Origin of the sequence: Methanothrix sp., from assembly GCF_030055635.1 — an archaeon.
Lineage (GTDB): Archaea > Halobacteriota > Methanosarcinia > Methanotrichales > Methanotrichaceae > Methanothrix_B.
Genome location: NZ_JASFYM010000008.1, coordinates 18,078 through 44,102, shown reverse-complemented (window position 1 = coordinate 44,102; position 26,025 = coordinate 18,078). Strand labels below are relative to the sequence as shown.

At 53.9% G+C, this 26,025-nt stretch carries 20 protein-coding genes; 10 read left to right on the top strand and 10 right to left on the bottom strand.

The genetic code is table 11. From position 1 onward, the window contains the following. The first annotated feature begins 954 nt into the window (after positions 1–954). The 3 genes from QFX31_RS04730 to QFX31_RS04720 all read left to right on the top strand — a co-directional run bounded on the left by QFX31_RS04730 (position 955) and on the right by QFX31_RS04720 (position 3,739). Positions 955–1,212, top strand: a complete 258-nt coding sequence (locus QFX31_RS04730; RefSeq protein WP_297759605.1) for a UPF0147 family protein — start codon at positions 955–957, stop codon at positions 1,210–1,212. 946 nt (positions 1,213–2,158) lie between these two features. Next, the gene (locus QFX31_RS04725) at positions 2,159–2,578 is read left to right on the top strand and encodes an Sjogren's syndrome/scleroderma autoantigen 1 family protein (protein ID WP_348530971.1); all 420 of its coding nucleotides are present in this window, start codon (positions 2,159–2,161) and stop codon (positions 2,576–2,578) included. 477 nt (positions 2,579–3,055) lie between these two features. Continuing rightward, on the top strand, positions 3,056–3,739 hold the full coding sequence (locus QFX31_RS04720) for an Ada metal-binding domain-containing protein (RefSeq protein ID WP_348530970.1): 684 nt from the start codon (positions 3,056–3,058) through the stop codon (positions 3,737–3,739). Between the two features lie 791 nt (positions 3,740–4,530). Here QFX31_RS04720 and QFX31_RS04715 read toward each other — a convergent pair. The 5 genes from QFX31_RS04715 to QFX31_RS04695 all read right to left on the bottom strand — a co-directional run bounded on the left by QFX31_RS04715 (position 4,531) and on the right by QFX31_RS04695 (position 9,418). After that, positions 4,531–5,301 carry an ABC transporter ATP-binding protein gene (locus QFX31_RS04715; RefSeq protein WP_348531008.1) on the bottom strand — a complete coding sequence of 257 codons (771 nt, stop codon included), beginning with the start codon at positions 5,299–5,301 and terminating at the stop codon, positions 4,531–4,533. Between the two features lie 359 nt (positions 5,302–5,660). Then, positions 5,661–6,833, bottom strand: a complete 1,173-nt coding sequence (locus tag QFX31_RS04710; protein ID WP_348530969.1) for a nucleotide sugar dehydrogenase — start codon at positions 6,831–6,833, stop codon at positions 5,661–5,663. A gap of 11 nt (positions 6,834–6,844) precedes the next feature. Further along, a complete protein-coding gene (locus QFX31_RS04705) occupies positions 6,845–7,414 on the bottom strand; it encodes an acyltransferase (RefSeq protein WP_348530968.1) in 570 nt (189 codons plus the stop codon). Then, positions 7,411–8,322: a Gfo/Idh/MocA family oxidoreductase gene (locus tag QFX31_RS04700; RefSeq protein ID WP_348530967.1), complete on the bottom strand. Its 912-nt coding sequence runs from the start codon at positions 8,320–8,322 to the stop codon at positions 7,411–7,413. The genes QFX31_RS04705 and QFX31_RS04700 overlap by 4 nt, the downstream gene beginning before the upstream one ends. Positions 8,323–8,326: 4 nt before the next feature. Then, on the bottom strand, positions 8,327–9,418 hold the full coding sequence (locus QFX31_RS04695; protein WP_348530966.1) for a DegT/DnrJ/EryC1/StrS family aminotransferase: 1,092 nt from the start codon (positions 9,416–9,418) through the stop codon (positions 8,327–8,329). 102 nt (positions 9,419–9,520) lie between these two features. On the opposite strand from QFX31_RS04695, the gene QFX31_RS04690 reads away from it, so the two are divergent. After that, on the top strand, positions 9,521–10,711 hold the full coding sequence (locus tag QFX31_RS04690) for an MFS transporter (RefSeq protein ID WP_348530965.1): 1,191 nt from the start codon (positions 9,521–9,523) through the stop codon (positions 10,709–10,711). A 440-nt stretch (positions 10,712–11,151) separates the two neighbouring features. After that, positions 11,152–12,291, top strand: a complete 1,140-nt coding sequence (locus QFX31_RS04685) for a DUF2202 domain-containing protein (RefSeq protein ID WP_348530964.1) — start codon at positions 11,152–11,154, stop codon at positions 12,289–12,291. A gap of 453 nt (positions 12,292–12,744) precedes the next feature. Here the strand turns inward: QFX31_RS04685 and QFX31_RS04680 are convergent, their stop codons facing one another. Beyond that, positions 12,745–13,443: a hypothetical protein gene (locus QFX31_RS04680; RefSeq protein WP_348530963.1), complete on the bottom strand. Its 699-nt coding sequence runs from the start codon at positions 13,441–13,443 to the stop codon at positions 12,745–12,747. 299 nt (positions 13,444–13,742) lie between these two features. Between QFX31_RS04680 and QFX31_RS04675 the strand changes: the two genes are divergently transcribed. After that, positions 13,743–15,173, top strand: a complete 1,431-nt coding sequence (locus tag QFX31_RS04675; protein WP_348530962.1) for a hypothetical protein — start codon at positions 13,743–13,745, stop codon at positions 15,171–15,173. Between the two features lie 895 nt (positions 15,174–16,068). On the opposite strand, the gene QFX31_RS04670 is transcribed toward QFX31_RS04675, so the two are convergent. Then, entirely contained in the window at positions 16,069–17,808 is a 1,740-nt protein-coding gene (locus QFX31_RS04670) for a glutamate--tRNA ligase (protein ID WP_348530961.1), read from the bottom strand. A gap of 5 nt (positions 17,809–17,813) precedes the next feature. Next, complete coding sequence (locus QFX31_RS04665) at positions 17,814–18,227, bottom strand: NUDIX hydrolase (RefSeq protein ID WP_348530960.1); 414 nt, start codon at positions 18,225–18,227, stop codon at positions 17,814–17,816. Positions 18,228–18,544: 317 nt separating this feature from the next. Between QFX31_RS04665 and folP the strand changes: the two genes are divergently transcribed. From folP to QFX31_RS04650, 3 genes are all read left to right on the top strand, one after another. Next, positions 18,545–19,789 carry a dihydropteroate synthase gene (folP, locus tag QFX31_RS04660; RefSeq protein WP_348530959.1) on the top strand — a complete coding sequence of 415 codons (1,245 nt, stop codon included), beginning with the start codon at positions 18,545–18,547 and terminating at the stop codon, positions 19,787–19,789. A 4-nt stretch (positions 19,790–19,793) separates the two neighbouring features. After that, the gene (cofE, locus tag QFX31_RS04655; RefSeq protein WP_348530958.1) at positions 19,794–20,972 is read left to right on the top strand and encodes a coenzyme F420-0:L-glutamate ligase; all 1,179 of its coding nucleotides are present in this window, start codon (positions 19,794–19,796) and stop codon (positions 20,970–20,972) included. A gap of 152 nt (positions 20,973–21,124) precedes the next feature. Further along, positions 21,125–21,856, top strand: coding sequence for a DUF128 domain-containing protein (locus QFX31_RS04650; RefSeq protein WP_348530957.1), 732 nt, complete (start codon positions 21,125–21,127; stop codon positions 21,854–21,856). Between the two features lie 61 nt (positions 21,857–21,917). Here QFX31_RS04650 and QFX31_RS04645 read toward each other — a convergent pair whose 3' ends face one another. Together QFX31_RS04645 and QFX31_RS04640 are read right to left on the bottom strand one after the other, a co-directional pair. After that, positions 21,918–24,440 (bottom strand): cation-translocating P-type ATPase, encoded by a 2,523-nt coding sequence (locus tag QFX31_RS04645; RefSeq protein ID WP_348530956.1) that lies wholly within the window; start codon positions 24,438–24,440, stop codon positions 21,918–21,920. 5 nt (positions 24,441–24,445) lie between these two features. Beyond that, entirely contained in the window at positions 24,446–25,402 is a 957-nt protein-coding gene (locus QFX31_RS04640; RefSeq protein ID WP_348530955.1) for a TerC family protein, read from the bottom strand. A gap of 85 nt (positions 25,403–25,487) precedes the next feature. Between QFX31_RS04640 and QFX31_RS04635 the strand changes: the two genes are divergently transcribed. Continuing rightward, a complete protein-coding gene (locus QFX31_RS04635) occupies positions 25,488–25,778 on the top strand; it encodes a hypothetical protein (protein WP_348530954.1) in 291 nt (96 codons plus the stop codon). Positions 25,779–26,025: the final 247 nt, after the last annotated feature.

The following is a 26,025-nucleotide window of genomic DNA, read 5'->3' as shown; positions in this document are numbered from 1 at the left end:
GAGTTATGGTGATCTCCCCTTTATTTCCAGTGGAAGGGGACCAACCCCTTCATTTCCAGTGGAGATGGACACGGGATTTAGCGGGAGGGTGGACCCAAACCACTGAAGAGCCTCTCGGGAACTGATGTCAGGTGGCACATGAGCCACGCAAGCTCACACGCCTCTGATCCCAGGTCACGTGCTTGTATCAGCGGGGCTCATCCCTGCGATTCAGCAGTGGAATTATCGGATGTGTACCCGAATAGCTGAACGATTCTGCCGTATTCGAGAGCCAGTAGTCGCCTTCGTTGAGTTGATCTCAATGGGCCGGCTCCCTCAGATGTGTTTATTTTGAGCAATGTCGGCATGGAAATCGGCATCATGTGATATGTCAATATTTATCCGGCGCCCTGCAGCTTGGTTGATGAGCTACGAACTGCCTGAAGCTATTGCTTTTACGCTTATCCACACGTCGTAGGTAGACTACCAGAGAGCCATGGGCGAGATATCCCACGGGCTCATGTAGTCGAACCGTCGGAGTGGCGATCTGGTGAGGATTCCTATTAACCTACTGTTCAATGATCTGGGCATGTCGCTGCATGCTTTTATCAAAGGAGTTTTATACCAGAATACTGGGTTTTTAGGAATCCTCTGGTAACTTCAATCAGGTACAATACACTCTGTCTCTTTCTGCGGGGTTACCGATCCGCCAAATCACCAAGATGAGCATCCCACGAGTCCGGCTGGACTGGATGCTGCGGATTTCAATGATGCGAGTACACAACCAGAGATGAGCCCAGATGGACAAAAGAGATCAGAGTTTGCCTCTCCGGGGATTTGACCACATGAGCTTTTGGGGATCCTCAACCATACTTTTAAATACAACGATATACATGCAGAGTGCAAGAGCTGAGGCGGGAACTGATCCTCAACCCTTTTGTAGCCCCAGAAAGCGCAACGGTGGTGATTTTTATTATGTCTGAGAAAGTGATAAAGCAATGTGTCGAGATTTTGGAGCGAATAATGAGCGACGATACCGTGCCCAGGAACATAAGGCGCTCTGCAGAGAACGTCAAAGGTATACTTCTTCAGGAAGGGCTCGCCGAAGCAGTAAGGGCAGCTTCAGCGATATCCATACTTGACGAAATCAGCAATGATCCGAATATCCCTCTCCATACAAGAACACTTATATGGAACGTCGCAAGCCAGCTTGAGACCATACCTGTCGGATGAAGCACGTAAAACACATGTGATTTCCAGAATACGCTTTAGCATTGAGTGCTGCTGTGTTGGATGGGTCATTAAAATCCGCAAGCATAAGACGATTCCAGGAATGTGTGGAGAATAGATTGGAATCGATATACAGAGACGTTATCTCAAGAAGTTATTCAACACAGCACTGAGTGCAATGAGATGCTCTTATGTATCCAGCAACTTTCATGCATCGAGGTTGCTGGATGCTCTCATTCAATCGCCACAAACGCATAGCAGCACCGCTATCTCTCCGAGCAGGTTATCAGATAGATAAGAGCGTTATGGGATATCTGCAGTGAATTCTGCAGGCTCAGGCATCCTTGGAGACAAGAACCCAGATTGAGTTCTTCCGCAGACAGGACAAGCTGGATGAGTGTTCGTAATGGAACCGAACTCTCCACGTAGTTCGGTGAATCAGTAATCTAGCAGAGAGGCAGAGCCTACGCTCTTATCCGCTTAGCAGCTTGGAGGTCATGCAGGTTAAGTTGCCTTAAGCACTCATCCATCTTCCAGCAGTGCTTGGAGGACCAATGGTTCTATGGGCAGGTTATTAAGTGGACAAGAGCGTAATGCTACATGAACACCACAGGATCGTGCATCTGAACTCCAAGTGCACAGCCTCTGAATGTACAACCTCAAAACCCTGCGTGCAGTAGTGAGTTGTGTGCTCTGATCATTGAACCCAGCGACATGTGACATTGCAGGATTTGTAACCTGCCATGCTAGAGAGTGCGGATTCCTGAAATTCCATTCAGCGATTCGGGCACGAGACCCGGTAGTGGAGGCATACCAACAGGATGAAAGCGTTGATGCACTGTTAGTTTCTGTCCAGAAGCGGCCGCCGACGTAGGAGGCTAAACACCCCATGTCATGCTTTCATGCTAAATATCTGAATGTTGATTCCATCATCAGAGGTGACTGAAAAATGGATGAAGAGGAGATGATCAGGCGCATCACGAGGATGATGGAGATCGGTGGAACCATGCTGGCGGAGCACCATGATTGTGGAGCTCCCCTCTTCCGCTACAAGGGGGAGATTATGTGTCCGGTCTGCTCTGCTTCTGGAGAGGGTGAGCATGGCGCTTCTGCTGGGCTGCCAGAAGAGAAAAATCTGCATGTTTCAGAAGGGCATATCTCAGAAAGCGCTGCTCAGCGCGGCTCAGTATCTGCCACAGCATCTCCGGGCACGGTTGATGAAAAAGATGCTCTTGCATCTGTGAGAACCTCGCTTCAGGCGAAGCTGAGAGAGCTGTGTGCGGAGATAGCCGATGAGCGGGATCTGTCAAGGCTGAAGTCGATGCTTGAATGCATCGAGATAACGATCAGAGCGCTTAAGCAGATTTGATTCCGGGCTTTGAGCTCAGATAGCTGGATATGCTGTCAGAGATGAGCATGTTCTGACGTTCGGCTGGGGTATGCTCCTCCCAGCCCCGAAGAGCGGGGTTTCCGCTACCCCTGCACCCCAGGAGTCTCTATGAAACGCTGCATGCGACATCAGAGGCGTGCCGAAAGGATGAAAGCGTTTGAGATGCGGTTTGGTCTCGTCCAAACAACACGACAAGGAAGGTCTACCCTCCATGTCGTGCTTTTATGTTAAAGCGCTCGAGATGCCAGTCAGTCTCGCCAAAACGAGGCGGCACGGGAGGCTGACTTTCCATGTCATGGTAATGGCACGGACTGCGGCGGTATGTGGGGCATTATGGCATGATGCTCATCCCATATTTCCATTGGAAATGAGGGGGTCCCTGTGTTCAGGTTCGTCTCTCTTATCTGTGCTTTGTTGGTTCTGATGTTTGTTCAGGGCTGCATTGAGCAGAAAGCTGTGGATCAGAACAGCCTTGTGGAGGTCCATGCGGAGAGAAATCTTGAGCTGGAGTTCGAGCCCGGGGTCTCCAGAGAGCTCTTCCTTGTCAGGGGAACTCTGGAACTCGTCTCCAACATTTCCGAGCCCTACCTGCTGCTCGAGGCTCATCTTCTCAGAGAAGGCCAGGAGGTCCTCCGGTCTAGATACCTCCTGATCGACGTCGCCCCGGGCCAGACCGCGTTCGAGTTCTCAAAAATCGCCAGGCTGCATCCTGGCAGGGGCTACACATGTCGCCTCGTGGTTTCCGGCGCGGATGGCACGATTCTGAGCGCTGAGCGTGCAGTTCAGATCCTAGAGAGCACCCAGGAACGCTCGATATATCCCCCATCGCTTTCACTCAGCGAGCCTGCTGGTGCATCAGGAGGAAATGAGGGTGTCAGCACGGAAGGTGGGGATGAGCAATCAGATGTCAGGGAAAAGGATACAGAAGACACTGGGGCGGGCCTCAATGTTACAGGCGGATCTGCAAAGCCTGAGCGGGATGGGACAAAGCAGTATGTAGGGAGCACCACCTCCAGGAAGTACCACCTCCCCGAATGCCGGTACGCCAAGAAGATAAAGCCTGAGCACGTTGTGATCTTCTCAAGCAAGGAGGAGGCGGAATCGAGAGGGTATGAGCCGTGCAGGGTGTGCAATCCCTGACGCGAAGCCAGAGTTTGAGCTCTGGCTTCTCATGGAAAAAGCTCATGACGCAGGGCCACCGTGTGGATAACATGATTCGTATCCACTGCATTTTCGTATCAGGAAGCTCACTGTACCTGTCAGGCAAGATAGGGATCATCGCTTCGGTTGCGATGGGGGTTTGATTTGATACGGTCGGGGGAAATCTCATGTACCGTCGCTTGAGAAATCCGCCACATGCGCCGATGATGACACCAGGTCTCTGAAGTGTGATGAGCCCTATGAGTTCTGAGGCGCATGAACCCCTGCACCAGCTTTGAGCTGACTGGTGCATTAAAAACATCTCGGGGTGGTTTATAGGAACGCAGGCAGAATACCCCTTCAGTGGAGAAGTCACATGTCACTGCGCATGCCTGGAGGCATGGCTGGGATGCGGCTGCTCTTGTGTTATGCGGGACGGCGGAGAGTTCGGGGTATTAGGATCTCTCTTGGCTCATGAGGTCGAACCATCGGAGAGGCGAAGTCTGGTTAACCTAACCAGCAGCAATCGACTTTGTTCCCTTCTGAAAGATAGGTAGTCTACCTTCATTGAGTTGATCTTGATGGGCCGGCTCCCTCAGATGTGTTTATTTTGAGCAACGTCGGCATGGAAATCGATATCATGAGACCTGTCAATAATTGTCCGGCGCCCTGCAGCGTGGTTGAAGGCTACGAATCGCCTGAAGCTATTGCTTTTGCACTTATCCACACGTCGTATAGGTAGACTACCGAGAGATACAGATCCGCTGAATCACCTGGATGAGCCTCTCGCTTTATTCCTGATCCTGTCCCGTTTCTGCCGAGCACATCTCCACGCTCACGAACTCGTCGCCGACCCGCCTGAGCTCGCAGACGATTTTTCCATCAACAAGCCTCAGTATGCGATCCGTCTTCTCCGCCATATCCATGTCGTGCGTCACGAGTATGAATGTTTGGTTGATTCTCTTGTTCAGGTCCCTGAGCATATCGTAGATCATCCTCGATGTTTTTGTATCCAGGTTTCCGGTGAGCTCATCTCCTATTACGATAGATGGCCTGTTGGCCAGGGCCCTCGCGACCGCAACCCGCTGGTTCTGACCGCCGCTGAGCTGGCTGGGCTTGTGGTCCAGCCGGTCTCCAAGGCCGACCTCCCTGAGAAGAGCGGTCGCGCGCTCACGCGCCTCTTTTCTCCCAACCCCTGCTATGAGCATTGGCATCATCACGTTCTCGACTGCCGTGAACTCGGGGAGGAGATGATGGTACTGGAAGACGAATCCAAGCTCCTTGTTTCTCAGCCTCGCGCGCTCGTTCGCGCTGATCTTTGTGACGTCGATATCTTTCAGCAGTATTGTTCCGCTTGTGGGAGTGTCTAGGAGGCCGATCATGTTCAGCAGCGTCGACTTTCCGGATCCGCTCGGCCCGACTATCGCCAGGAACTCTCCCTCCTTTATCGTGAGATTTATGTGATCGAGAGCCACCACCTCAACCCCATCCCTGTATATCTTGGTCAGATCTCTTATCTCTATGATGTTTCTGTTTCCATGTCTATCTATAACCGGATCCATGATCATATCACACTCTCAGCCGGCTTGGTTATAGCTGACAGGCTGCAAGCTCATATCGGGAAACTCGGGGCCCAACTACGTCAGCTTCGAACGGCTGGGGACATCGCATTGCCTCGTCTCTGCGAATTATTGAACATCCGGATCGATCTGAACTTTCGGGGATAGCTGGATTCCATTCTCCTCCAATCCGCCGATTCAGCTGGACGAGACTTCGCGTTTTCCTCATGCAGGGCTCTATATTGCGTGAGAACTCTAACAAAGCCGCATGGCACGGGATGGGCGATCTGTGCTCCCAGGTCTGGTTCGATCTGAGCATTTCACAAGCCGCGATGGCATCGGGACGGTTGAGACTCCGGCTTTCATCCCGGAGCTTCTCGGTGGCGCCTGAGCTTCACGCTGAGCTCGAAGGAATTGAAGACCAGATCCGCGTCCTGTGGATCCATCCACTCCAGGCCTGCTTTTGAGATCTCCTCTCTTGAGAGCATCTCATCGTGCGCGCCCACCTTCAGACCTCTGCTCTTCAGGAGCTTCGCAAGCGCCAGGTTCCTGCTGTGGTGGAGCTCCTTTGCGCCCTGACGGTACGTGATGCCGTGGATGCATATCCTGATCTCCGCCAGTGGTTTATCGATATGCATGCACGCGTCGATTATACGATCCATCCAGTAGTGTATCATGCGGTCGTTCAGCTCCCTGGCAGTTCTGAGCATGACCGCATTCTCTGCACGCTCTCTCCTCACCATCTCATTGATCAGAAACCATGGATAGACAGGGATGCAGTGCCCGCCTACGCCAGTCGATGGCATGTGTATGTGACAGTACTCGTGGTTCGCGTGCTCCCGGGCCTCGTAGAAATCGATGCCCAGCTCCTCTGATATCCTGAAGAGCTCGTTCGCCAGCGCGATGTTGACATCCCTGTAGCACCCCTCCATGACCTTTATCATCTCTGCGACCCTTGCAGATGATACAAGCCTCAGGTTCGGTATGAACCTCCTGTAAACGTCGTAGGCGACGATGCCGCTCCTCTCATCAACTCCCCCAATGACCTTCGGGAACTCCCTGAGCCTGGATATGCTGCATCCTGTCATTATCCTCTCCGGGGAGTGAGCGAGATAGAACTGGCCGAGCCTGAGACCGCTGCTCTCCTCCAGCCATTTCAGCGCTATACCTTCTGTCGTCCCGGGAGGCACTGTGGTCTCCAGGACCACCAGATCCCCACGCTTCAATACACCTCCCAAACTCCTGAATGAGCTCTCAAGCGTCCTGAAGTCCGGATTGTGGTTCTCGTCGATGAAGAGCGGGACTATTACTATGAACACGCTGCATGAAGATGCATCTCTGTATTTTGTCGTTGCGACGAGTTCCTTTCCACCGTGTCTCGATATGAGCTCGTCCAGTCCGGACTCGTGTGGTATGGGATTCTTCCCGCTGTTGATGAGATCGCATCTCCTTCTGTCTATATCCACGCCCACGACCTGAATTCCATGGTCTGCGATCACTGCTGCAAGAGGAAGCCCTGCGTTACCAAGGCCCACAACAGCTATCTTCAGGGTGATCCCTCCGTTTTGATGCAGACGGTCTCCCCGCATTCGCACAGGTACTCTTTCACCCCATCATCCCTCAACAGCCTCTTCAGAGGTCTGCCGCATCTGCAGACGTATCCCCGCAGCACGGCAGGGTTGCCGTATACAAGACCGTGCGGGGGGACATCATCTGTGACGACGCTGCCCGCCCCGACCATGGCGTACTCCCCTATGGTTATGCCGCAGACTATCGTCGCATTCGCGCCTATGCTCGCACCCCTGCAGACCTTCGTGGGCACGACCCTGTCCTCTGACCAGATGAACGCTCTTGGATACAGATCGTTCGTGAAAACTGCTGAGGGGCCTATGAAGACATCATCCCCAATATCGACTCCGTGATAGACAGAGACGAAGTTCTGGATCTTCACGTTATCTCCGATCCTGACATCCCTGTCTATGTAAACGCTCTTCCCGATGTTGCAGTTCCTCCCGATCCTGGCGCCCTCCCTGATGTGGGCGAAGTGCCATATGCTCGTGCCATCTCCGATATCAGCGCTCTCGACCACCGCAGTCGGGTGCTTCCTGTAGCTCATACAAGCCCCCTCGATATCTCAGCGCATACCTTCATGTTTCTGAATGCCTGCTCAGGCGTTACAGGGAACTCCTGCCTGCCCCTGACCGCGTCCAGAAACGCCCGGAGCTCGACCTTAAGCGGCTCCACCTTGCTGACGAGCACCTTCTCGATTATGTTCTCCTGTAGGTACCTCTCACCCTCCTTGAGGTACTTATCAGGCTTTCTGTAGATGTACACCTCCTGGGTCATGAAGTCGCCTTCTGTGGTGACTCCTTCCTCCTCTACATAGAAAGTCCTGAACTTCTTGGATGACAGGCGGCTCGCTGATAGGGAGACGATCGATGAGTCGAATCTTATCAGAGCTTCGCAGACGTTCCTCGTGCCGGCGCTGCTTATCGTGTAATCCTCTCTTCCCGGAAAGAGCACGTTGAAGACTATATCGATATCGTGGATCATCAGGTCCTCGACGACTGATGAATCTGTTATCCTCGAGGATCCAGGATTGTGCCTCTTTATCTCAACATATGCGGGCGACTTGATTATCCTCTTTATCTCTGTCACTATGGGATTGAAGCGCTCGATGTGCCCGACCCCAACCACCAGATCCCTCCCACGGATTGCGCTCAGGAGCCTCTCAGCCTCATCCAGCGTGAGGGTCATCGGCTTCTCTATTAGACAGTGTACTCCGGCCTCGATCACACGCATGGCGACATCGTAATGATACCTGGTGGGGACACAGATGGAGACAGCCTCTGATGCATCTAGAAGCTCATCGATGCTGTGGCATATCGTTGCAAACTCCCTCGCAGCCTCTGCATTTTTCTCCACAGAATCGTAGACGTAGAGGTTCTCCACGCCCTTCAGCTCGGAGTAGACGCGCACGTGGTTGCGACCCATCGAGCCGACGCCTATAACTCCAACATTCATCGAATCACCCTGCGCTGTTCACCGCATCCGCGATCCTCTTCAGATTCTCATCGCTGAGCCCTGGATGCACCGGAACGCTTATCACCCTCCTCGATACGTCCTCGGCAGCGGGGCAGCTCGATCTGATTCCTAGCTGTCTGTAAAGAGGCTGCTCATAAACAGGCATCGGGTAATGTATGCCTGTTCCGACGCCTCTCGACTGGAGGTAGCTGGCGAGAGCATCACGGCTCATTGGAAAATCGTCCTCGACTCGGAGAACGTACTGATTGTAGACATGCTTGCATCTGGGATCCCTCCAGGGCGTTGTTATGCCATCTCTGCTTATGTGCGAGCTGAGGTACTCTGCATTCCTTATCCTGGCATTTATGAATCCATCCAGTTTTCTGAGTTGCACAAGGCCTATCGCGCCCTGGATGTTCGTCATTCTGTAGTTGTAGCCGAGCATCACGTGATTGTACTTCCCGAGGTCCCCATGGTTCCTCAGAAGTCTCAGCCTCTCTGCAAGCGCATCGTCGTCTGCTGTTATCATCCCCCCCTCTCCTGTGGTCATGTTCTTCGTCGGGTAGAATGAGAAGCATCCTGTGCCGAAGCTCCCCACTTTTCTCCCCTCGTACTCAGCGCCATGCGCCTGGGCGCAGTCCTCTATGAGGATGAGATCGTGATCCTCGCAGATCTCGCTGATGGCCTTTAAATCGAAAGGCTGGCCGTATAGGTGCACTCCCAGGATTGCCTTTGTCTTGCTGTTCACCCTCTCAAGAACATCTTCAGGATCGATGTTGAACGTCCTGGGGTCGACATCTGCAAAGACAGGCCGGAGCCCCTGATAAAGAACTGCGTTTGATGTTGCGATGAACGTGAACGCCGGGCATATGATCTCGTCTCCGGGTTTAAAACCAAAAGCCCTGAGCGCGAGATCCAGCGCCACGGTTCCGTTGCTCACAGCTACCGAGTTTTTCACTCCAATGTATGTGGAGAAACCCTCCTCAAATCGCCTGACCATCTCTCCCTGAACAAGCATGCCGGACCTGATCACCTGGGATACGGCCTCTATCTCCTCATCACCCAGGAGCGGCCTGGCAATCGGGATGAAATCCATTATGCAGCTCTCCTCTTCACCTTTGTTTGAATCTTCCACAGAAAGCCTGGAGTATGAATGTTTCGCTGGGATGATATATTCGCTGTTGTAAAGATCTGCAGGATGGCAGAAGATCAGAGGGCTGAGGACGGCGGCAGAAATATCCTGTTCATCGGGATCGTGAGCTTATTGAACGACACCAGCAGCGAGATCATACAGCCGATCATGCCTCTCTTCATCACATCACTGGGAGGTGGTGCGTTTGCTGTGGGGCTGGTGGGAGGCCTCAGCGAGGGCATTCCGAGCATCCTGAAGATACTCTCAGGATATGTGGGCGATATTACAGGGAAAAGGAAGACCTTAGTCGTAGCAGGCTACGGGCTCTCTGCATTGGCCAAGACGATTTTACCACTATCAGGATCATGGCAGCATGTTGTCCTGCTTAAAAGCCTCGAGCGCTGCGGCAAGGGTGTGAGGGCAGCGCCGAAGGATGCGATAATCTCCGGATCTGTCGAGCCCTCGCATATCGGAAGGGGCTTCGGCACGGTGAGAGCGCTTGATACCTTTGGGGCGGTGCTTGGATCTGGAATGGCATACGCCCTGTGGAGCGCGGGGCTTGGATTCAGGGAGATCCTGGCGGTCGCAGCTGTTCTCTCATTGATGGCATTTATACCTCTCATTTATGTCAGGGACATACGGAGATCTCCGGTGAGGATCCTTAGGCCTGGAATCTCCTCGTTGTCACCAAGGCTCAGGTGGTTCATCCTGGTGGCATCCCTATTCTCGCTTGCGAACTTCAGCTACATGTTCTTCATGCTCAGGGCACAGGAGCTCTTCACGGGAGCTCTCGCAGTCGGAGCCCCCCTCCTGCTTTACGTGCTATTCAACGTGGTTTATTCTGGAATGTCCATACCAAGCGGGATGGCATCAGATCTCATAGGGAGAAGATGGACGCTTGCGATCGGCTATGCGTTGTTCTCGCTGGTCGCCCTTGGGTTTGTCTTTGTGTCATCTTCTGAGTGGCTCGTGCTGCTCTTCATCATGTACGGTCTCGTCTTCGCGGTGGTCGATGGGGCGCAGAGTGCTTACGTCTCGGATCTGAGCTGTGATGAGATCAGATGCACAGCACTGGGGGCTTATCATGGAATGGTCGGGATTGCATCGATAGCATCTGGCCTGATCGCAGGCTCGATCTGGCAGGTATACGGACCGGAGGCGACTTTCCTCTTCGGCGCTCTGCTGGCCGCAGCGGCTTCATGTGGCATGATCCTCGGGGAGGCTATGCTGTGGAGATCTGAGGAACTTCAGGCATGATGCAGGGCGTTGCATCATGAGCTCTGCACCTTTATGCTGTGTTGGATAACCTCTCGTGATGACGTCTCCAGATGTCGATTCCAATCTATTCTCCGTGCATTCCTGAAATCGTCTTCTGCTCGCGGATTTTCATGACTTATCCAACACAGCACACCTTTATGCAAAGCGAGACAGAACGTGTGACGATCTGTGTTCGTCCCAGCCGGTAGAATCTTCGATAGGCAAACTCTGGTAGCTTTGATCAATTGCAATGGGCTCTGTCTACCTCTCCAAGATAACGATCTGCCGGATCGGCGGGATGAGCCTGTGTTTTATAATAATATAAATATGTAAATACTCGTAGATACTTGGTATTGCAGTTCCATACGCCTAGATCATGATTGACCTGGCTGCAGGACGATGACAATAAATTTGTATAAAGCCAGCATCTATCATCATGAATGATACGCGATGAGATTGTGCTTCTGGTCTTGGCGCTGCTCCTCTTTTCAGGATGCATACAGCCAGAGGAGCCTCAGGTTGTTGCAGAAAGCGCCGTCTCGGAGGAATGGCGGCCCGACGGCGTTGTGGGTGTGAATGAGTACTCGCACCATCTAAAGCTCTACAGCACTCCCAGGCAGGGTTACACCGGTGGAGTGATGACGGTATCATGGAAGATAGATGATGAGCATCTCTACATGGCCTTAAATGGAAGCACTCGAGGATGGCTCGCCATCGGCTTTGAGCCCTCTGAGTGGATGAAGGACGCGGATATGGTGATGGCGTTTGTCAACGGGAGCGTGAGAGTGCTTGATGAATATTCTACAGGCAACTACGGCCCGCATATCGATGATACAATGCTCGGTGGCACATACGACATACTTGAGCATGGCGGCAGGAGCTACGGCGCACACACCGTTGTGGAGTTCAGGAGAAAGCTCGAGACCGGAGATCGCTTCGACAAAGTACTGAGACCTGAGCAGAGCGTATCGATAATCTGGGCGATGTCCGATAGCATGGATCCAGGTGTAAAGCACAACATCGCATACGGCGAGGGCATGATATATCTGGGAAGGCCCCAGAGCCCTGCACATCAGATCTCACAGAACCTGACCGAGAACGATATCGAGTGGATGCTCTTCATCTGGAAGGAGGAGAAGGCAGCCCGTGATCTCTACGGATCGCTTTATGAGAGGACAGGCCTGACGGTCTTCCTGGATCTTGTCAGGTCTGAGCAGAGCCACATAGATCAGATCGGAGCTCTCATGGATAGATACGGAGTGGAGACGCCTGTTCTGGAAATAGGCATTTTTGATAATCAGACTCTGCAGAGGGTTCATGATGAATTGCTCTCCAAAGCATCCTCAGATCATGATGCTCTCATGGCAGCCGCGAGGTTCGAGGAGATCAGCATCATCGATCTGGAGAGAGCGATAGCTGAGACCGGTAATAAGGAGGTAATCGATGTCTACAGCGGGCTTCTCGCGGGCTCGAAGAAGCATCTGCGATCGTATGTGGGGGATCTGAGGGATAGGGGCATCAAGTATGCCCCTGTTTATCTGAGCACGAGCGAGTACGAGGAGATTGTGAGAACTGCATAAAAAAGCAGGATCATCCCGCTGAATCAGCGGATCAGCACAGAATTACAGATCCTGATATCCCCTCTCTCCGATAATTCATGGGCTAGAGCATACTCGAGATCTCCCTCTGGTCTCTCTTCCAGTTAACTCGCACTCGGATCACTGAGATTCACAATGTCAAACCCTGGCGTCTTCGGGACGCTCTTATGCACCCAGCAACTTGGAGGTCATGCAGGGCGGTTGCTTGAGGCACTTATTCAGTCGAGGATTCCTATTAACCTCCTATTCAATGATCGGGATATGTCGCAGCATGCTTTTATCAAAGTAGTTTTATACCAAAATGTTTTTAGGAATCCTCAACCGACATGAATGCATAGCACCACCATCTCTCCGGGCAAGTTATCAGATGGATAAGAGCGCTTCGGGAAATCTCCATCGACTATTCGGGCTCTCTATCCAGTTAAAAAATGGACCTCAGAGAGGTCCGATGCGTATCTCGTTCTGGCCTGACTGCGAGACCGGAGCTCTTGGCCCTGCTCTGACGGAGAACCTGATCCTCTGGCTGTAGCTGTTGCCGCTCGGATCGTTTGTCTGTATGTAGTTTCTTCCAGACTGATACATCGGGGCGTTGTTCGTGCCGGCGAGGATTGTGCCGTACAGCCCCTGATCGACGGTGTTGTAGCTGCCCATGATGTATGCGGAGTTGCTCATCGTCTGGCTCGGATCGACATGTGCAGGCAGCATGTTTATCGTCTGGACCACCTGCTGGGTCAGTGCATTGCCGTTGCCCACTAAAGTGGCCGTATTCCATCCGCTCTGGTATATCTCATTGCCGCTGGCGGTCTGTGAGACGAGCTGGTTGACCGTGTTCAGGTCTCCGACCACAGCGACAGCATTGGCCGCGCTCTGTGATATGGTGTTGCCATTTGCGCTCTGGGATGTGCTCTGGCCGACCGTATTGCTGTTGCCGATGACAACGGCTGCATTCGCGGCGCTCTGCGTTACGTAGTTCCCGGAGGCGCTCTGGCTTATCTTCTGGTTTACATTGTTGTTATCGCCAACCACCACCGCGGCATTCGAGGCGCTCTGGCTCACATAGCCACCGGATGCGGACATGTCTATGGACTGCGACACGGTATTGCCCCCATGATATGCGGAGGCAAGCGGTATCATAAACATCAACATCAATGCAATGTATCTCATACCATCACCTGCGGGTTACGGGGCCCCAGGAAGGGGCCCCGCCCGGCGAGTTTCCCCCACGCCCCAACCCGCAAGAAAAACGTATCTGTGGCGGATTTAAATTCCTATTTTTCATATAGGTTCAATATCAGCTCAATGTATACCCCGATGCGGTTAGTGGTGCTGATATAGATCCAGACGGAATATTTGGAAATAAATTAATAAATTAAATCGAATTATTTTAGTACCTCCTGTTGATAGTAGTAATCATGCGAGTAATATCCATAATCATGTTGCTCTTGCTGGTCAGCGCAGCCGGCGCGATCACCGACGCTGACTACAGCATTACCAGATCGAAGAAAAGCGCCGCAGAGATATCAGGCATGGGTTACCATGGAACCCACTCCGCGCGTCTAAGCGTGTATCCGGGAGGATCGTCCAAGAGCGTGCCGATAACCATCAGCCCCACGCGAATAGATTCTCTCGATAATCTCAACCTCTGGCTTCACCCGGCATCGAACAGGGGATCCATCGAGCTGGAGGTCATGCTCGACGGAAATAACGATGGAAAATCGAGCAGCAGCGATCCAGACGACGCGAGCATTCTGATCAGCCTGGCCTCCTGGAGCGATGGCAGGTGGCTTGACACAGGTGGGAATTCCAACGGCTGGCGCGAGTTCGATGCATCAGAATCGAGGCTGAGCATAAGGAGCAAGGATCCTGAGAAGAGCAGGAAGGAGGTTTTCTGGGAAGATGCTCAGGAGATCCTCCGGGGGATGGATGTTGTAAAGGTCTACATACGCCTCAAAGGCGCCACGAAGTATGAGGGCGTCTCCTGCTACGTGGACTACGTCAGAATAGCAGGGGAGGTGATAAGCTTCGAGCCTCTGGAGAGGAACTCCATAAAGAAGGCGAAGCAGAGCAGTGTCAGTCCAGGAAGCACGATCACCTACACCATAACATACGGGAACAACCTTGAGGTCCCCACTGATGTTGTAGTGCGGGAGTTCTACGACCCGAGAACGCTCTTTCTCGAGGCGTACCCCCCGCCGGATCCGGGGACAACGAATGTGTGGACCATAAGGGGGTTGAGGCCGGGTGAGCACGGCCAGATAACAGTGAAGGTGAAGACGCTGAGGGGATCAGCAACCGCTGGGATCGATGGAAGGGTGACAGGCTTCGGGTATGCATCGGTGTACCGCAGGATGTCTACCGAGCGGGAAGCATACTATGTGACAAACAGCGTCCGAATCGATGGTGGAGGTATCAACCGGAGTGCATCGGCCACAACAAAGGTCAGATCGCAGGCAGGATTTGTTTTTGAGTTCGCAGAGCATGGATCTGGGAGCTATGCATCATCCGAGGAAACGGATTATTCGACGACATCGATAGTCTTTCAGGGCGAATCGCTGGCTAACCGCTCGCCAGTCACCCTCAACCTGAGCATGAGGAGCATAGACTACAACAGCACATGGGGGCTGAGCTGGAGCTGTGAGAACCAGAAGCTGGCGAGCTACATGCGGGAGAGGTATTACGGAGATTTTATAAATCTCAGCAGCACAGGGATCATGAGAAGCACGCGATCCACATTTGAGAGCAGAGGAAGCATTGAGGGCATTGCAGATCTAAGATACATGAGCAGAGGATCTGAGGTCGGGACAAGGCTTTACGGGAGCTTCACGATCAGCTCTAAGGGAGTTGTGCAGAAGAAAAGCCGATAGGGAGATGTCGCGAGGGAGGGGAGGGTGCCTCCCCCGCATCCTACAGGAGGTATGGAGGACGCTTGGATAATCCCACTCTCTTACCCGCGCCAGTGAAGCGTGTGTTGGTTCTCCTTATATCTTTATGTTTCATCTATATCTCATGTAGATGTCATCTATGTCAGATGCGTCAGGTATGAATGAAAGCACACAGTGTTCAGATTCTGCTGTAAACGCTCCTGTCTGTTTACGGGCGTCTATGTCTTCAGGGGAACAGTCTCGGCTCTGAAAGATTGGGTCTGTTAGAACAGTCCGTCAGAAATCTGGTCATGGGCTCAGATTACCGAATGATTCTGGTGGGATCGACACCCACAAACAGATACTCTGAGGATCTGAACGGGTGAGCATTTTCAGTCTCCGCTCTTGTGTGTTCAGCAACTTAGAGGTCAAGCAAGCAGGTCGCTGGAATCGCACATTCATTTTCCAATAACGCATAGCAGGACCACTGCATAATCTGGCAGGTCATCATATGGATAAGAGCATCCGTCTCAATGATAAGGAGTCCGCACCCAACTAGAGATGGTGTTCGACGATCTTGGCCGCAGTCCGCTGCACATATGAAAGCAAGGTGATTGAGAAGAGAGCAAAAGTCGATTGGATGTAGGGTAAAGGAGGGAGATTGTAATGATAATCGACTTTTGCCGAGGTCTATATCCGACTTTCGTCGAATATAAACCTTCCGGTTACACCATCACATCATCTTATTTAAAGCTATCTAACGGCATGCGGGGGGTCCGGAGGCGGATGCCGCGCAGATCCCGGGTCCGGTGATGGGATCGTGGTGCTGCTCCTGTTCTGCGCCTCCTGCGTTCCGGACATCTGGCAGTCGCATATGTCTAGTGAGCGCACGCAGCGATCACCTGTGCGCAAAGTACGCGACTACCTCCTCTCCAACAGAATCTATTCTGACGAAACCGTACCTCTCGAACTGGACGATTCTGTCTAGCTCATCCGAGATGCCATTCTCCCCAATGCCGCTATCGATCCTCTCGGGACCGAGGACCCGGACAGGAATGCCGTCGACCGGAGCCCAGTGGATTATCCTGAGCCTGAGGCGTTTCGCGGTCTCCGGGCTCAGATCGATGAACTCAGCCCTGAGCGGAGATACCTCCTTTATCTCTATGTTGCACAGATCCTTGAGCCTGATCCTGCTTCCGGCCTCGAGCCCATTCGCATCATCTCTGCAGAGGAGAACCCTGTTTCCGGCCCTGATCTTTCTCATGCCGCGATCTATCGTGGGATGGAGCGGCGCCTCCGCGACCTCAGGAACATCGCCTTCGATCTCGATCTCAACCGGGTCCCATACGAAGAACCTCCTGTTTGCGATCGGGTCAACAATCCGCCTGTTCTCCGCGTATATCGAATCCATGCTGATGCTGATGTCCGTCTCCCCGACGCCTAGGTCTATCATGAACTTCCTGAGAGCCTCCGCGGTGATGCCCCTGCGCCTTACGGCCCTTACAGTCGGAAGCCGCGGGTCGTCCCAGCCGCTGTACTCACCTGCCTCTATCGCTTTCCTCAGCTTGCTGGTGCTGAATGCCCCGAACTGGAATATCTTCACCCTCCCCCAGTGGAGGACCCTTGGATATACCCAGCCCATGTGATCGTAGAGATACCTCTGCCGCCGCTCGCTGTCTATCAGGTCCTTGCCCCTCAGGATGTGTGTCACTCCCAGCAGATGATCCTCCACAGCGGATTCGAAGTCCAGCAGCGGCCAGACGCGGTACCTGTCGCCCACAAGCGGGTGGCTCTTTGTCACTATTCTGAATCCAGCCCAGTCCCGTATGGCCGGATCTTTATGCTTTATGTCTGTCTTGACACGCAGCACAGCTTCGCCCTCTTTGAAGCTGCCATCAAGCATTTTATTCCAGAGATCCAGATTCTCATCGACGGTGTGATCCCTGTGCGGGCATGGCATGGCCGCATCCTTCAGCGATTTGAAGGCGGCCTGCTCGCACATGCACACATATGCACCGCCCCTGCGGATCAGCTCCTCAGCGACCTCATAGTACTTTTCAACCCTCTGGCTTGCAGCGACGATCTCATGAGGCTCTGCCCCTAGCCACCTGCAGTCCTCTATGTACCAGTCGTACGCCTCTATCATCGGTCTTTTGTTGACAGGATCGGTATCATCGAAGCGGAGGATGAACTTCCCGCCGTACATCTTCACGTACTCTGAGTTGATTATTATCCCGCGTGCGCTTCCGAGTGTAGGGGGGCCATTTGGATTCGGCGCGAAACGCATGACGACTCCCCCCTCTGCGCCCTCCAAAGGCTGCAGCCCCTTCGCGGGCTCTTTTCTGGCGCTTATCTCCTCGATGAGCTCTGGTGCGATCTCCCTGAGCCGGGCCTCCCACTGCTCAGGGCCCATCTGCTCTATATCCTTTAGCACGCTGGTTATGAGCGGGGCTATCTCCCTAGCCCTCGGCCTGAGATCCGGGCGCTCTCCCATGAGCTTGCCCATGACAGCGCCGTGATTGGGCGCAGATCTGTACTTTACAGCGTTCTGCAGCGCGAACTTCTCGATCAATTCCCTGATATCTTCCGTCACCGGACTCCTCCTGGCTTTGCCCTCGCCTCCGCTAGATATGGCCATGTACTTTAGACCATCGCCTTCAGCGCATCGCGTATCATCCTGGCGTGATCGAATGCCAGATCAGGCAGCTCATCAGGGCGGAAGAGTTGCACATCAGATGCATCAGAGCCGGATCTGAGCTCGCCATGCCCATCCGCAAGATAGCATACTGAGACGACATGCCCCCTCGGATCGCGGTCCGGATCGGAGTAAACGCCCACGAGCCTCACAAGAGATGCGCTCACTCCTGTCTCCTCCATGACCTCTCTCCGTGCTGCATCCTCAACAGTCTCGCCGATCTCAACAAATCCTCCGGGAAGCGCATAAAACCCCATAAACGGAGGGTTCCTGCGGCGGATGAGGACTATCCCATCATTCATCCTCAACACAACATCAACTGCGAGCAGCGGCGTCTGTATTCGTGAACGGATATCGCCCATTCGACCATCTCCAGGAGATACTGCATTCCAGGGGTGTATCAGCATTTGGTCGTGTACCCACACCATCGAAATCCCCAGCGTACAATCCGCCCAGACCCGTGAAATATATCGGCCAGGACAACCACTCCCAGCAGGATCATTCATCTGTTCGAGCCCATTAGCCATCGTTCCACGAGCCGTCATTTCTTCCGGATGCATTGGCTCCCGGGCTGCACAGCACGATGTCCGGACCTACCGCGCATGATCTCCCTAAACAACAGAATATGCCATATAGTAGGTAATACAAAAGACGCCTCTGTAATCAAGGGGCGTTCCGATTGACCATAGAGGGCGAGCTGGGCAGGTTGAGGGTTGGAGACATCCATCCCGTCAGGCTCATGGGGATAATCAACCTGAGTGCTGAGTCGTTCTACAGGGGATCGGTCTCCACACCTGAGAGCGCGGCATCCTTCGCCATGAGGATGGTGGACGAGGGTGCCGAGGTGATAGATGTCGGAGCAGTCTCCACAGCGCCCGGCTCTCCTTTCATCTCAGAGGATGTGGAGCGGGAGAGGCTTTTCCCTGCTCTGGAGAACATCATGGATAATGTCGATGTCGAGGTCTCGGTGGACACCCAGCGGGCATCGATAGCAGATCTTGCTTTGTCGAGGGGCGCAAGCTGCATCAACGATGTCTCATGTCTGAATGATCCCTCGATGGCAAGGGTGGTAGCAGAGCACGACGCATCGCTGCTCCTCATGGCCTCAAGGGAGCGGCCCGGCGATCTTCTGGAGCTGAAGGATATAGTCCCCAGGCTTGCAGCTGCTGTCAGCACCGCTGTGGAGAGCGGGGTCGATCAGAAGAAGATTCTCATCGATCCGGGAATCGGCCGTTGGATCCCTGAAAAGACATACGAGTACGATCTTGCGATTCTTGATGGGATGAGAAGCCTCCGCTCGCTGAGGAAACCTGTAGTCGCAGCGGTCTCCAGGAAGTCGTTCATCGGCGCTGTTCTGGATCTGAAGGATCCTGCTGAGAGGCTGACGGGATCGATTGCTGCAACAGCCATCGCTGTTTACAACGGAGCACATGTGGTGAGAACCCACGATGTAGCTGTATGCAGGGACGCGATCAGAATCGCCCAGGCTGCCCGCGGAGGTCTCAGGCGCTCCGGCAGGGTGGAGCTTCTCAGCACAACAGGCTCGGCCGAGGAGCTGAGGTGTATCCTTGACTGGGTCGGGGTTGATCCGGGAGCTCATGATATACTCTGGAAGAAGGGCTCGTTTCTGGCAATTGCAGTTGATGGGATAACCCCTATGGAGGCGCTGGTGATAAAGCAGGAGATGCTGGCAGCTGGCGGAGACGCTGCGGTGCCAAGAGGCGCCCTGAGGTGCGATCCCTCAGCAGACAGAGCTGTGATATTCGGGACGCTGGCCCAGATCGAGAGGCTTTTGGGAAAGCTCAGGCTTCAGCCGTTCTGTCTGCCATCGATAGCGAGCGAGATAGAGAGCGTCCTCCACACAGATGCTAGCAGGTACAGGCTTGCTGGTAATACGGCCTCCGGTCAGCAGCGTAAGGGGTGAGATTTTGGAGATCTTCGGTATAAAAACAGGTCTTCTGAGGCCCGGCGAGGATATCATAGAAGCTCTCAGGAGGGGAATTGATGAGGCAGGCATATCTCTCAGGGACGGAGATGTGATCGTCGTCTCTGAGAGCTTCGTCGCAACCGGAGAGGGGCGCGTGGTATCTCTCGCTGATATCACACCAAGCTCACGCGCGATCTCCCTCGCCTCCAGATATGAAAAAGATCCAGCAGAGATGGAGCTGATCCTCAGGGAGTCTGATGAGATACTTGGGGGAATCCCGGGTGTTGTTCTCGCCCTCAAGGACGGTTTTCTCTACCCGAACGCGGGAGTGGATCACTCGAATGCCCCTCCAGGGCATGTGGTTCTCCTTCCCTCAGACCCGAAGGAAGCAGCCTCGAGAATAAGGAGCGCGCTATCGAACGGCGCCAGGATTGGTGTGATCATAGGAGACAGCAGAACGCATCCTCTCCGGCTCGGATGCGTCGGCGTTGCGCTCGCATGCGATGGCATACTCCCTGTGGAGGACGCCCGCGGAAGAAGGGATCTCTACGGCAGACCCCTGAAAATAACGGTTAAGGCTGTGGCCGACAACCTCGTATCTGCTGCGCAGCTCGTCATGGGCGAGGGGGATGAGGGGATTCCTGCGGTTGTGATACGTGGAGCGCCGGTCGAGCTATCAGATTCGGGACCTGTTGCGATACCGAACATACCGCCGCACGAGTGCATGTACATCGGCGTCCTGAGATCGATACCACGTCCGTACACAGGCGAGTACGATGATCTCGTCAGATCAGCCATCGATGCCAGAGACCAGGCATATGCTCCGTACTCGAAGTTCAGGGTCGGAGCTGCTGTTCTCTGCAGAAGCGGCAAGATATACAGAGGCGCAAATGTGGAGAATGCGTCATCTGGCGCCGGAATATGCGCTGAGAGGGTTGCGATTGCAGGCGCAGTGGCTGCGGGTGAGAGGGAGCTCGTAGCGCTTGCTGTTGCCGGAGATCTGCCCAGGCCAATAACGCCATGTGGCATATGCAGGCAGATGATGCTTGAGTTTGGGGATATGGATGTTGTGATGGTTGGGTTAGATGGCGATGCGCTGATGGTGAGGGCAAGCGAACTGCTGCCAAATGCATTCACACTACCATGCGGATCCAGATCTTCAGGATCTGAGCGGCATTAGGCGCTCATGATACGAGAGCACCATGTGGATGAAAAATCAGCACCATCCAGGGCATTTTTCGCGTCAAGAACGACGAAGGGTTGTGCACATTTCTCGCTGGATCCTCAGGCGGATGCTCATGTATTTATCACTCATTGCATATCCCTGCTGTAATGAAGGAACCGCTGGTCTTTGCCCTGGGCAGGATAGAGAATCTGATCCATCAGGTCAGCCTCGACCCGGATAGAGGGGCTGGGAGGGTTGTAACAAACAGATCCCTCGTGGCCAGGAAGGACCTTCAGGAGACGCTTGAGGTATTCAAAGATGCGATAGACAGCGATCTCGCGGTATCTCCCCTGGTCAGGCTGGAGGATGCGGGGGATAGGTTCAGGATTTACACGGTCTGCAGCATGACCATTGACGGGTATCTCATAAAGCACGGGATACCTGTTCGCCCCAAGGGCGGCGGGCTCATAGAGGTGATCGACAGGGAGACTGTGCGCTTCACGGACATGATAATGTACTGGGCCACGACCATAGATCCCCTGGATCTTCTCATAGCTCAGGAGCTGACCGGCATATGCGATATGATGCGCACCGGGACCGGAAGAATACTCGGAAATCTGCATGAGGCCCCGATGATCTCCCGCGATGCAATAGAGGATCTGCTCGATGAGCTGCGGGATGCGGGGATCATGGGGGTTGTGGAGCTCGGCGAGCCGAACATGGAGGTTCTTGGAATGCCGGTGGAACGTGACCATCTTGGGATTGCGCTCGTCGGGGGCACAAACCCTGCCGCGGCCGCGGTGGAGCTCGGGCTTGATATCGAGACAGAGTCAATATCCGGGCTCACGGATATCTCCGAGATGTGCCACATAGAGGATCTGATCGATCGCATGCTCTGATCAAGCTCCAAGCACATCGTTGAACGCAGCGTTCCGGTGCTGGGCTTTGAGCATCGCTCCTTCATGCCAGGCAGGCCCGACCTCTTCTGAATATCAGCTTCCACGCCTCAAACCACAGCACGCTCGCGGAGGCCAGGGCGATGCACATTGCTATGTCGTTTGGGTGCAGGAATCCGAAGTGGAACATCCACCTGAGTGATGGTATGTATAGTATCATCGAGAGGAGAATCAGTGTCCCCCCGAAGATCATCCATAGCGCTGAGTTTCTGACCCTCATGCTCTGGAGTATCGTCTGGGACCAGGATCTGTTTGTGAGTATCAGGAACAGGTTTGCCAGAACAAGCGTGGTGAAGATCAGGGCTCTGGCCTCGTTCATGCTCCTCTCAATGCTTGTGAGGTAAAGAGCTGAGAGCACTGCAAGAATGCTTGTCCCCTGAAGAGCGCCCAGACCGATCACGCTGCTGCTGAAGAGCGAAGCCTTTGGATCCATCGGAGGCCTGGACATCACATCGCGCTCCTCAGCCTCGGCCTCGAATGCTATTGAGCACGCAGGATCTATTATGAGCTCCAGGAAGGCGATGTGCACAGGCAGGAGCAGCAGCGGCTGGCCGAGAGCAACAGGCAGGATGGACATGCCCGCGATCGGAACGTGGATCGCCAGTATGTACGCAGTCGCCTTTCTGATGTTGTCGAAGATCCTCCGCCCCAGACGTACCGCCCTGACTATTGAAGAGAAGTCATCGTCCAGGAGCACGATGTCCGCGGACTCTCGAGCGACATCTGTGCCCCTCGATCCCATGGCGATGCCTATGTGAGCTGATTTAAGGGCGGGAGCGTCATTGACACCGTCTCCGGTCATCGCAACTACCTCTCCATCTCTCTTCAGGAGCTCTACGAGCCTGAGCTTCTGCTCGGGAACCATCCTGGCGAAGACGTTCGCATCTTTCAGGCGTTCTGAGAGCTCTTCATCGCTCATCGACTCGATCTCAGGTCCTGTCAGCACAGAGCCGGGATGAAGATTTATCGCAGACGCGACTGAGGCTGCAGTGATCGGGTGATCGCCTGTGATCAGCATCACCCTCACGCCAGCTCTCTGGCATTCATTTACTGCATCAGGCACGCCTGGCCTGATGGTATCTGAGAAGCCGAGCAATCCAAGAAACTGAAAGTCGAACCCGTGCTGCCCATCCGGCAGCTCTGATTCTGAGATCGCGGCCCTGGCAACCCCCAGAACGCGCAGCCCGTCCTCTGCCATCCTCTCCACGACTTTGCTGAGCTCCTCAGCTTCTTCCCTCTCAAGATGGCAGAGATCGAATATCGATTCGGGTGCGCCCTTCGCGGCTATGACATACTCACCCCCGCGCATCCAGACCATCGACATCGCGAGTATGTCATCGGTGAGCGGATACTCCTGTACGAAGGTCCAGTCGTCGTGGATGTGCTCTGTCCTGTTGAGCTCCCTCCTCCCCAGCTCCTGGAGCGCGATCTCCATCGGATTGAACGGGTCTCTTCTCCCAGCGAGGATCCCGAACTCTACGACATCGTGAACCTCCTCGGGAAGCACCCCATCCACATCGTGGATCCTGCCCCTGGCGAATATCTTCCTGACACGCATCCTGTTCAGGGTCACGGTGCCTGTCTTGTCGGTGCACAGAACGGTTACAGATCCCAGGGTCTCTATTGCAGAGAGGTTTCTGGTGAGCACATTTATCCTGGAGAGCCTCCAGGCGCCGAGGGCGAGAAAGATCGTGAGGACGACAGGGAACTCCTCCGGAAGTATCGCCATTGTCAGCGTTATCCCTGCCAGAAGACCGCCGAGAAGATCGCCGGTCTCGAGCGCATATGCTATCAGCAGGACTGTGCTCAGCGCAAGCCCGAAAATTGTGAGCCTGCGAACAATTGATCGCGTCTCAATCTTGAGCCTGCTCTCCTCCAGCTCTATGCTTTTGAGAGAGGCCCCTATCCTACCCATCAGCGTCCTGGAGCCGGTGGCGACCACCCTTGCCAGCCCCCTTCCCTGAACGACAAGCGTGCCGGAGTAGATGAATGGCAGCCCGTCTCCACCTGGTGGCATGACCTCTGGATATTCCTGATCCTCGCAGGATACCTTCCTGACAGGCATCGATTCTCCAGTCAGTATCGATTCATCCACCATGAGGCTGGTGCAGGAGATAACTGCAGCATCCGCCGGCACCCTGTCCCCCTCCTCGAGGACTATGAGATCTCCACGGACGACCTCCCGTCCGGGGATTCGCACCGGCACTCCATCTCTGATCACGAGAGCCCTTGGGCTCGACAGGGCCCTAAGAGCATCAAGGGCGCCCTCTGCCCTCCTCTCCTGGTAGAGTGTTATGGAGATCACCACAAGCACGAAGAATATCAGAATCAGCGCCTCTCTGCGGTCTCCCAGGAGAAGGTAGATGCCTCCGCATGCTATTAGGAGGGATATCATCGGCTCCTTCAGAACCTCCATGGCGATGGATAGAAGCCCGCGACCCCTCTCGGAGGGGAGCTCGTTGTAGCCCTCCTCCCTGAGCCTCCTCTCTGCCTCCGCGCTTGATAGACCTGCGGCTGTTATCTCCATGACAATCACTTGCCTGAGATGCTCTTCAGGCAGCTAAGGACCTGCTCTCTGTCAGAGGGCCTCGCCAGAGATGCCAGTATCGAGACCAGCAGAACCAGTGCGACAACTCCAAGGGCAAAGGTGACCGGTATCTCGTACAGATCTGAGAGAAGCATCTTGACGCCAACGAATATCAGTATCAGTATCACACCGTGATTGAGGTAGTGGAACATGTGTGCGCAGGCGGCCAGGGCGAAGTAGAGCGCTCTCAGCCCGAGCACCGCAAAGACGTTGGATGTGTAAACCACGAACGGATCGACAGTAACAGCAAAGACCGCCGGAATCGAATCCACAGCAAATACCAGATCGGTCACCTCAACCGCGATCAGGACGATCAGAAGCGGAGTGGCCATTGTTCTGCCGTAGGCTCTGGTGATGAACCTCCCGCCGTCGTATTGGTCTGTCGCCGGTATCACGCTTCTGAACATCCTAACAACCGGGTTCCTGTCCGGCTTTACGTTGGATTCCCTCTGGAGGGCCATCTTGATCCCTGTCACTATGAGAAAAGCCCCGAACAGATAGATGATCCAGTCGAAGTGCTCTATGAGCGTCAGACCGGTCGCTATGAATAATGCTCTCATGAGGAGCGCAACGACGATGCCCCAGAAGAGGACCTTGTACTGATGCGTCTCGGGTACCTGGAAGTAGCTGAATATCATCAGGAATACAAAAAGGTTGTCGACGCTCAGCGACCTCTCTATGAGATAGCCCGCCAGGAACTCCAGGGCCCTGTCCTGGCCGTGCCAGAAGAATATTATTATGTTGAATATGAGCGCGATTGCAGTCCAGATCCCGCTCCAGATCAGCGATTCTCTAACCGATATAACGCTCGATCTTCTGTGGAATACACCCAGATCGACTGCGAGAAGCAGTACGACGAGAACGCCAAAGCCGATCCAAAGCACAACCTGGTTCGATGTCAAGGGGACACATCCGTCGAAATTTTGCGATTTGACGAAACCACAATACGTATTCGCCGATATTTAAGGCCTTTCCATTGTGGTCTTTGTGCGCCATGTGCTTGAGGATTCCTATCAGCCTCCTTTTCAAGATCTGGGCATGTCGCTGCCTGCTTTTATCAAAGGAGCTTTATACCAAAATGCTTGGTTTTTAGGAATCCTCGCTTGTGTCAAGAAATCCGCAGCGCACAACCTGTACCTGTCGATCGCGTCCAGAGCTCTTGATTCCTGCGAAGTTAGCAATCTCATCCCCATGATTCGGCAGATCGGTGATCCGAAAGAGGCGAAGCTGAATGCCGCTGTGGGGTTACAGAGCCTCTCCGGCGATTCAACAGCATGAGCCAGACGAGGATTCCTATTAACCTCTTGTTCAATGATCTGGGCATGTCGCAGCATGCTTTTATTAAAGGAGTTTTTATACCAAAATACTGGGTTTTTAGGAATCCTCAGACACTTTAAACACATCCTGAACCGATGACGCATGCATGGTAATGGCCAGCCACTCCTCCCTGAGGGAGTTCACGCCGCCTCCAGGAGGTTCAGTCCCGAGGCGAGCATCCTAAATCCACACAGCCCTCACTGCAACC

Coding starts and splice junctions, on each gene's coding strand:
- QFX31_RS04645 (WP_348530956.1), bottom strand. CDS start 24,440: ATGGAGATAACAGCCGCAGGTCTATCAAGCGCGGAGGCAGAGAGGAGG.
- QFX31_RS04730 (WP_297759605.1), top strand. CDS start 955: ATGTCTGAGAAAGTGATAAAGCAATGTGTCGAGATTTTGGAGCGAATA.
- QFX31_RS04670 (WP_348530961.1), bottom strand. CDS start 17,808: ATGGCCATATCTAGCGGAGGCGAGGGCAAAGCCAGGAGGAGTCCGGTG.
- QFX31_RS04650 (WP_348530957.1), top strand. CDS start 21,125: ATGAAGGAACCGCTGGTCTTTGCCCTGGGCAGGATAGAGAATCTGATC.
- QFX31_RS04680 (WP_348530963.1), bottom strand. CDS start 13,443: ATGATACCGCTTGCCTCCGCATATCATGGGGGCAATACCGTGTCGCAG.
- QFX31_RS04725 (WP_348530971.1), top strand. CDS start 2,159: ATGGATGAAGAGGAGATGATCAGGCGCATCACGAGGATGATGGAGATC.
- QFX31_RS04690 (WP_348530965.1), top strand. CDS start 9,521: ATGGCAGAAGATCAGAGGGCTGAGGACGGCGGCAGAAATATCCTGTTC.
- QFX31_RS04665 (WP_348530960.1), bottom strand. CDS start 18,227: ATGGGCGATATCCGTTCACGAATACAGACGCCGCTGCTCGCAGTTGAT.
- QFX31_RS04705 (WP_348530968.1), bottom strand. CDS start 7,414: ATGAGCTACAGGAAGCACCCGACTGCGGTGGTCGAGAGCGCTGATATC.
- QFX31_RS04715 (WP_348531008.1), bottom strand. CDS start 5,301: ATGGATCCGGTTATAGATAGACATGGAAACAGAAACATCATAGAGATA.
- QFX31_RS04685 (WP_348530964.1), top strand. CDS start 11,152: ATGATACGCGATGAGATTGTGCTTCTGGTCTTGGCGCTGCTCCTCTTT.
- QFX31_RS04675 (WP_348530962.1), top strand. CDS start 13,743: ATGTTGCTCTTGCTGGTCAGCGCAGCCGGCGCGATCACCGACGCTGAC.
- QFX31_RS04695 (WP_348530966.1), bottom strand. CDS start 9,418: ATGGATTTCATCCCGATTGCCAGGCCGCTCCTGGGTGATGAGGAGATA.
- QFX31_RS04700 (WP_348530967.1), bottom strand. CDS start 8,322: ATGAATGTTGGAGTTATAGGCGTCGGCTCGATGGGTCGCAACCACGTG.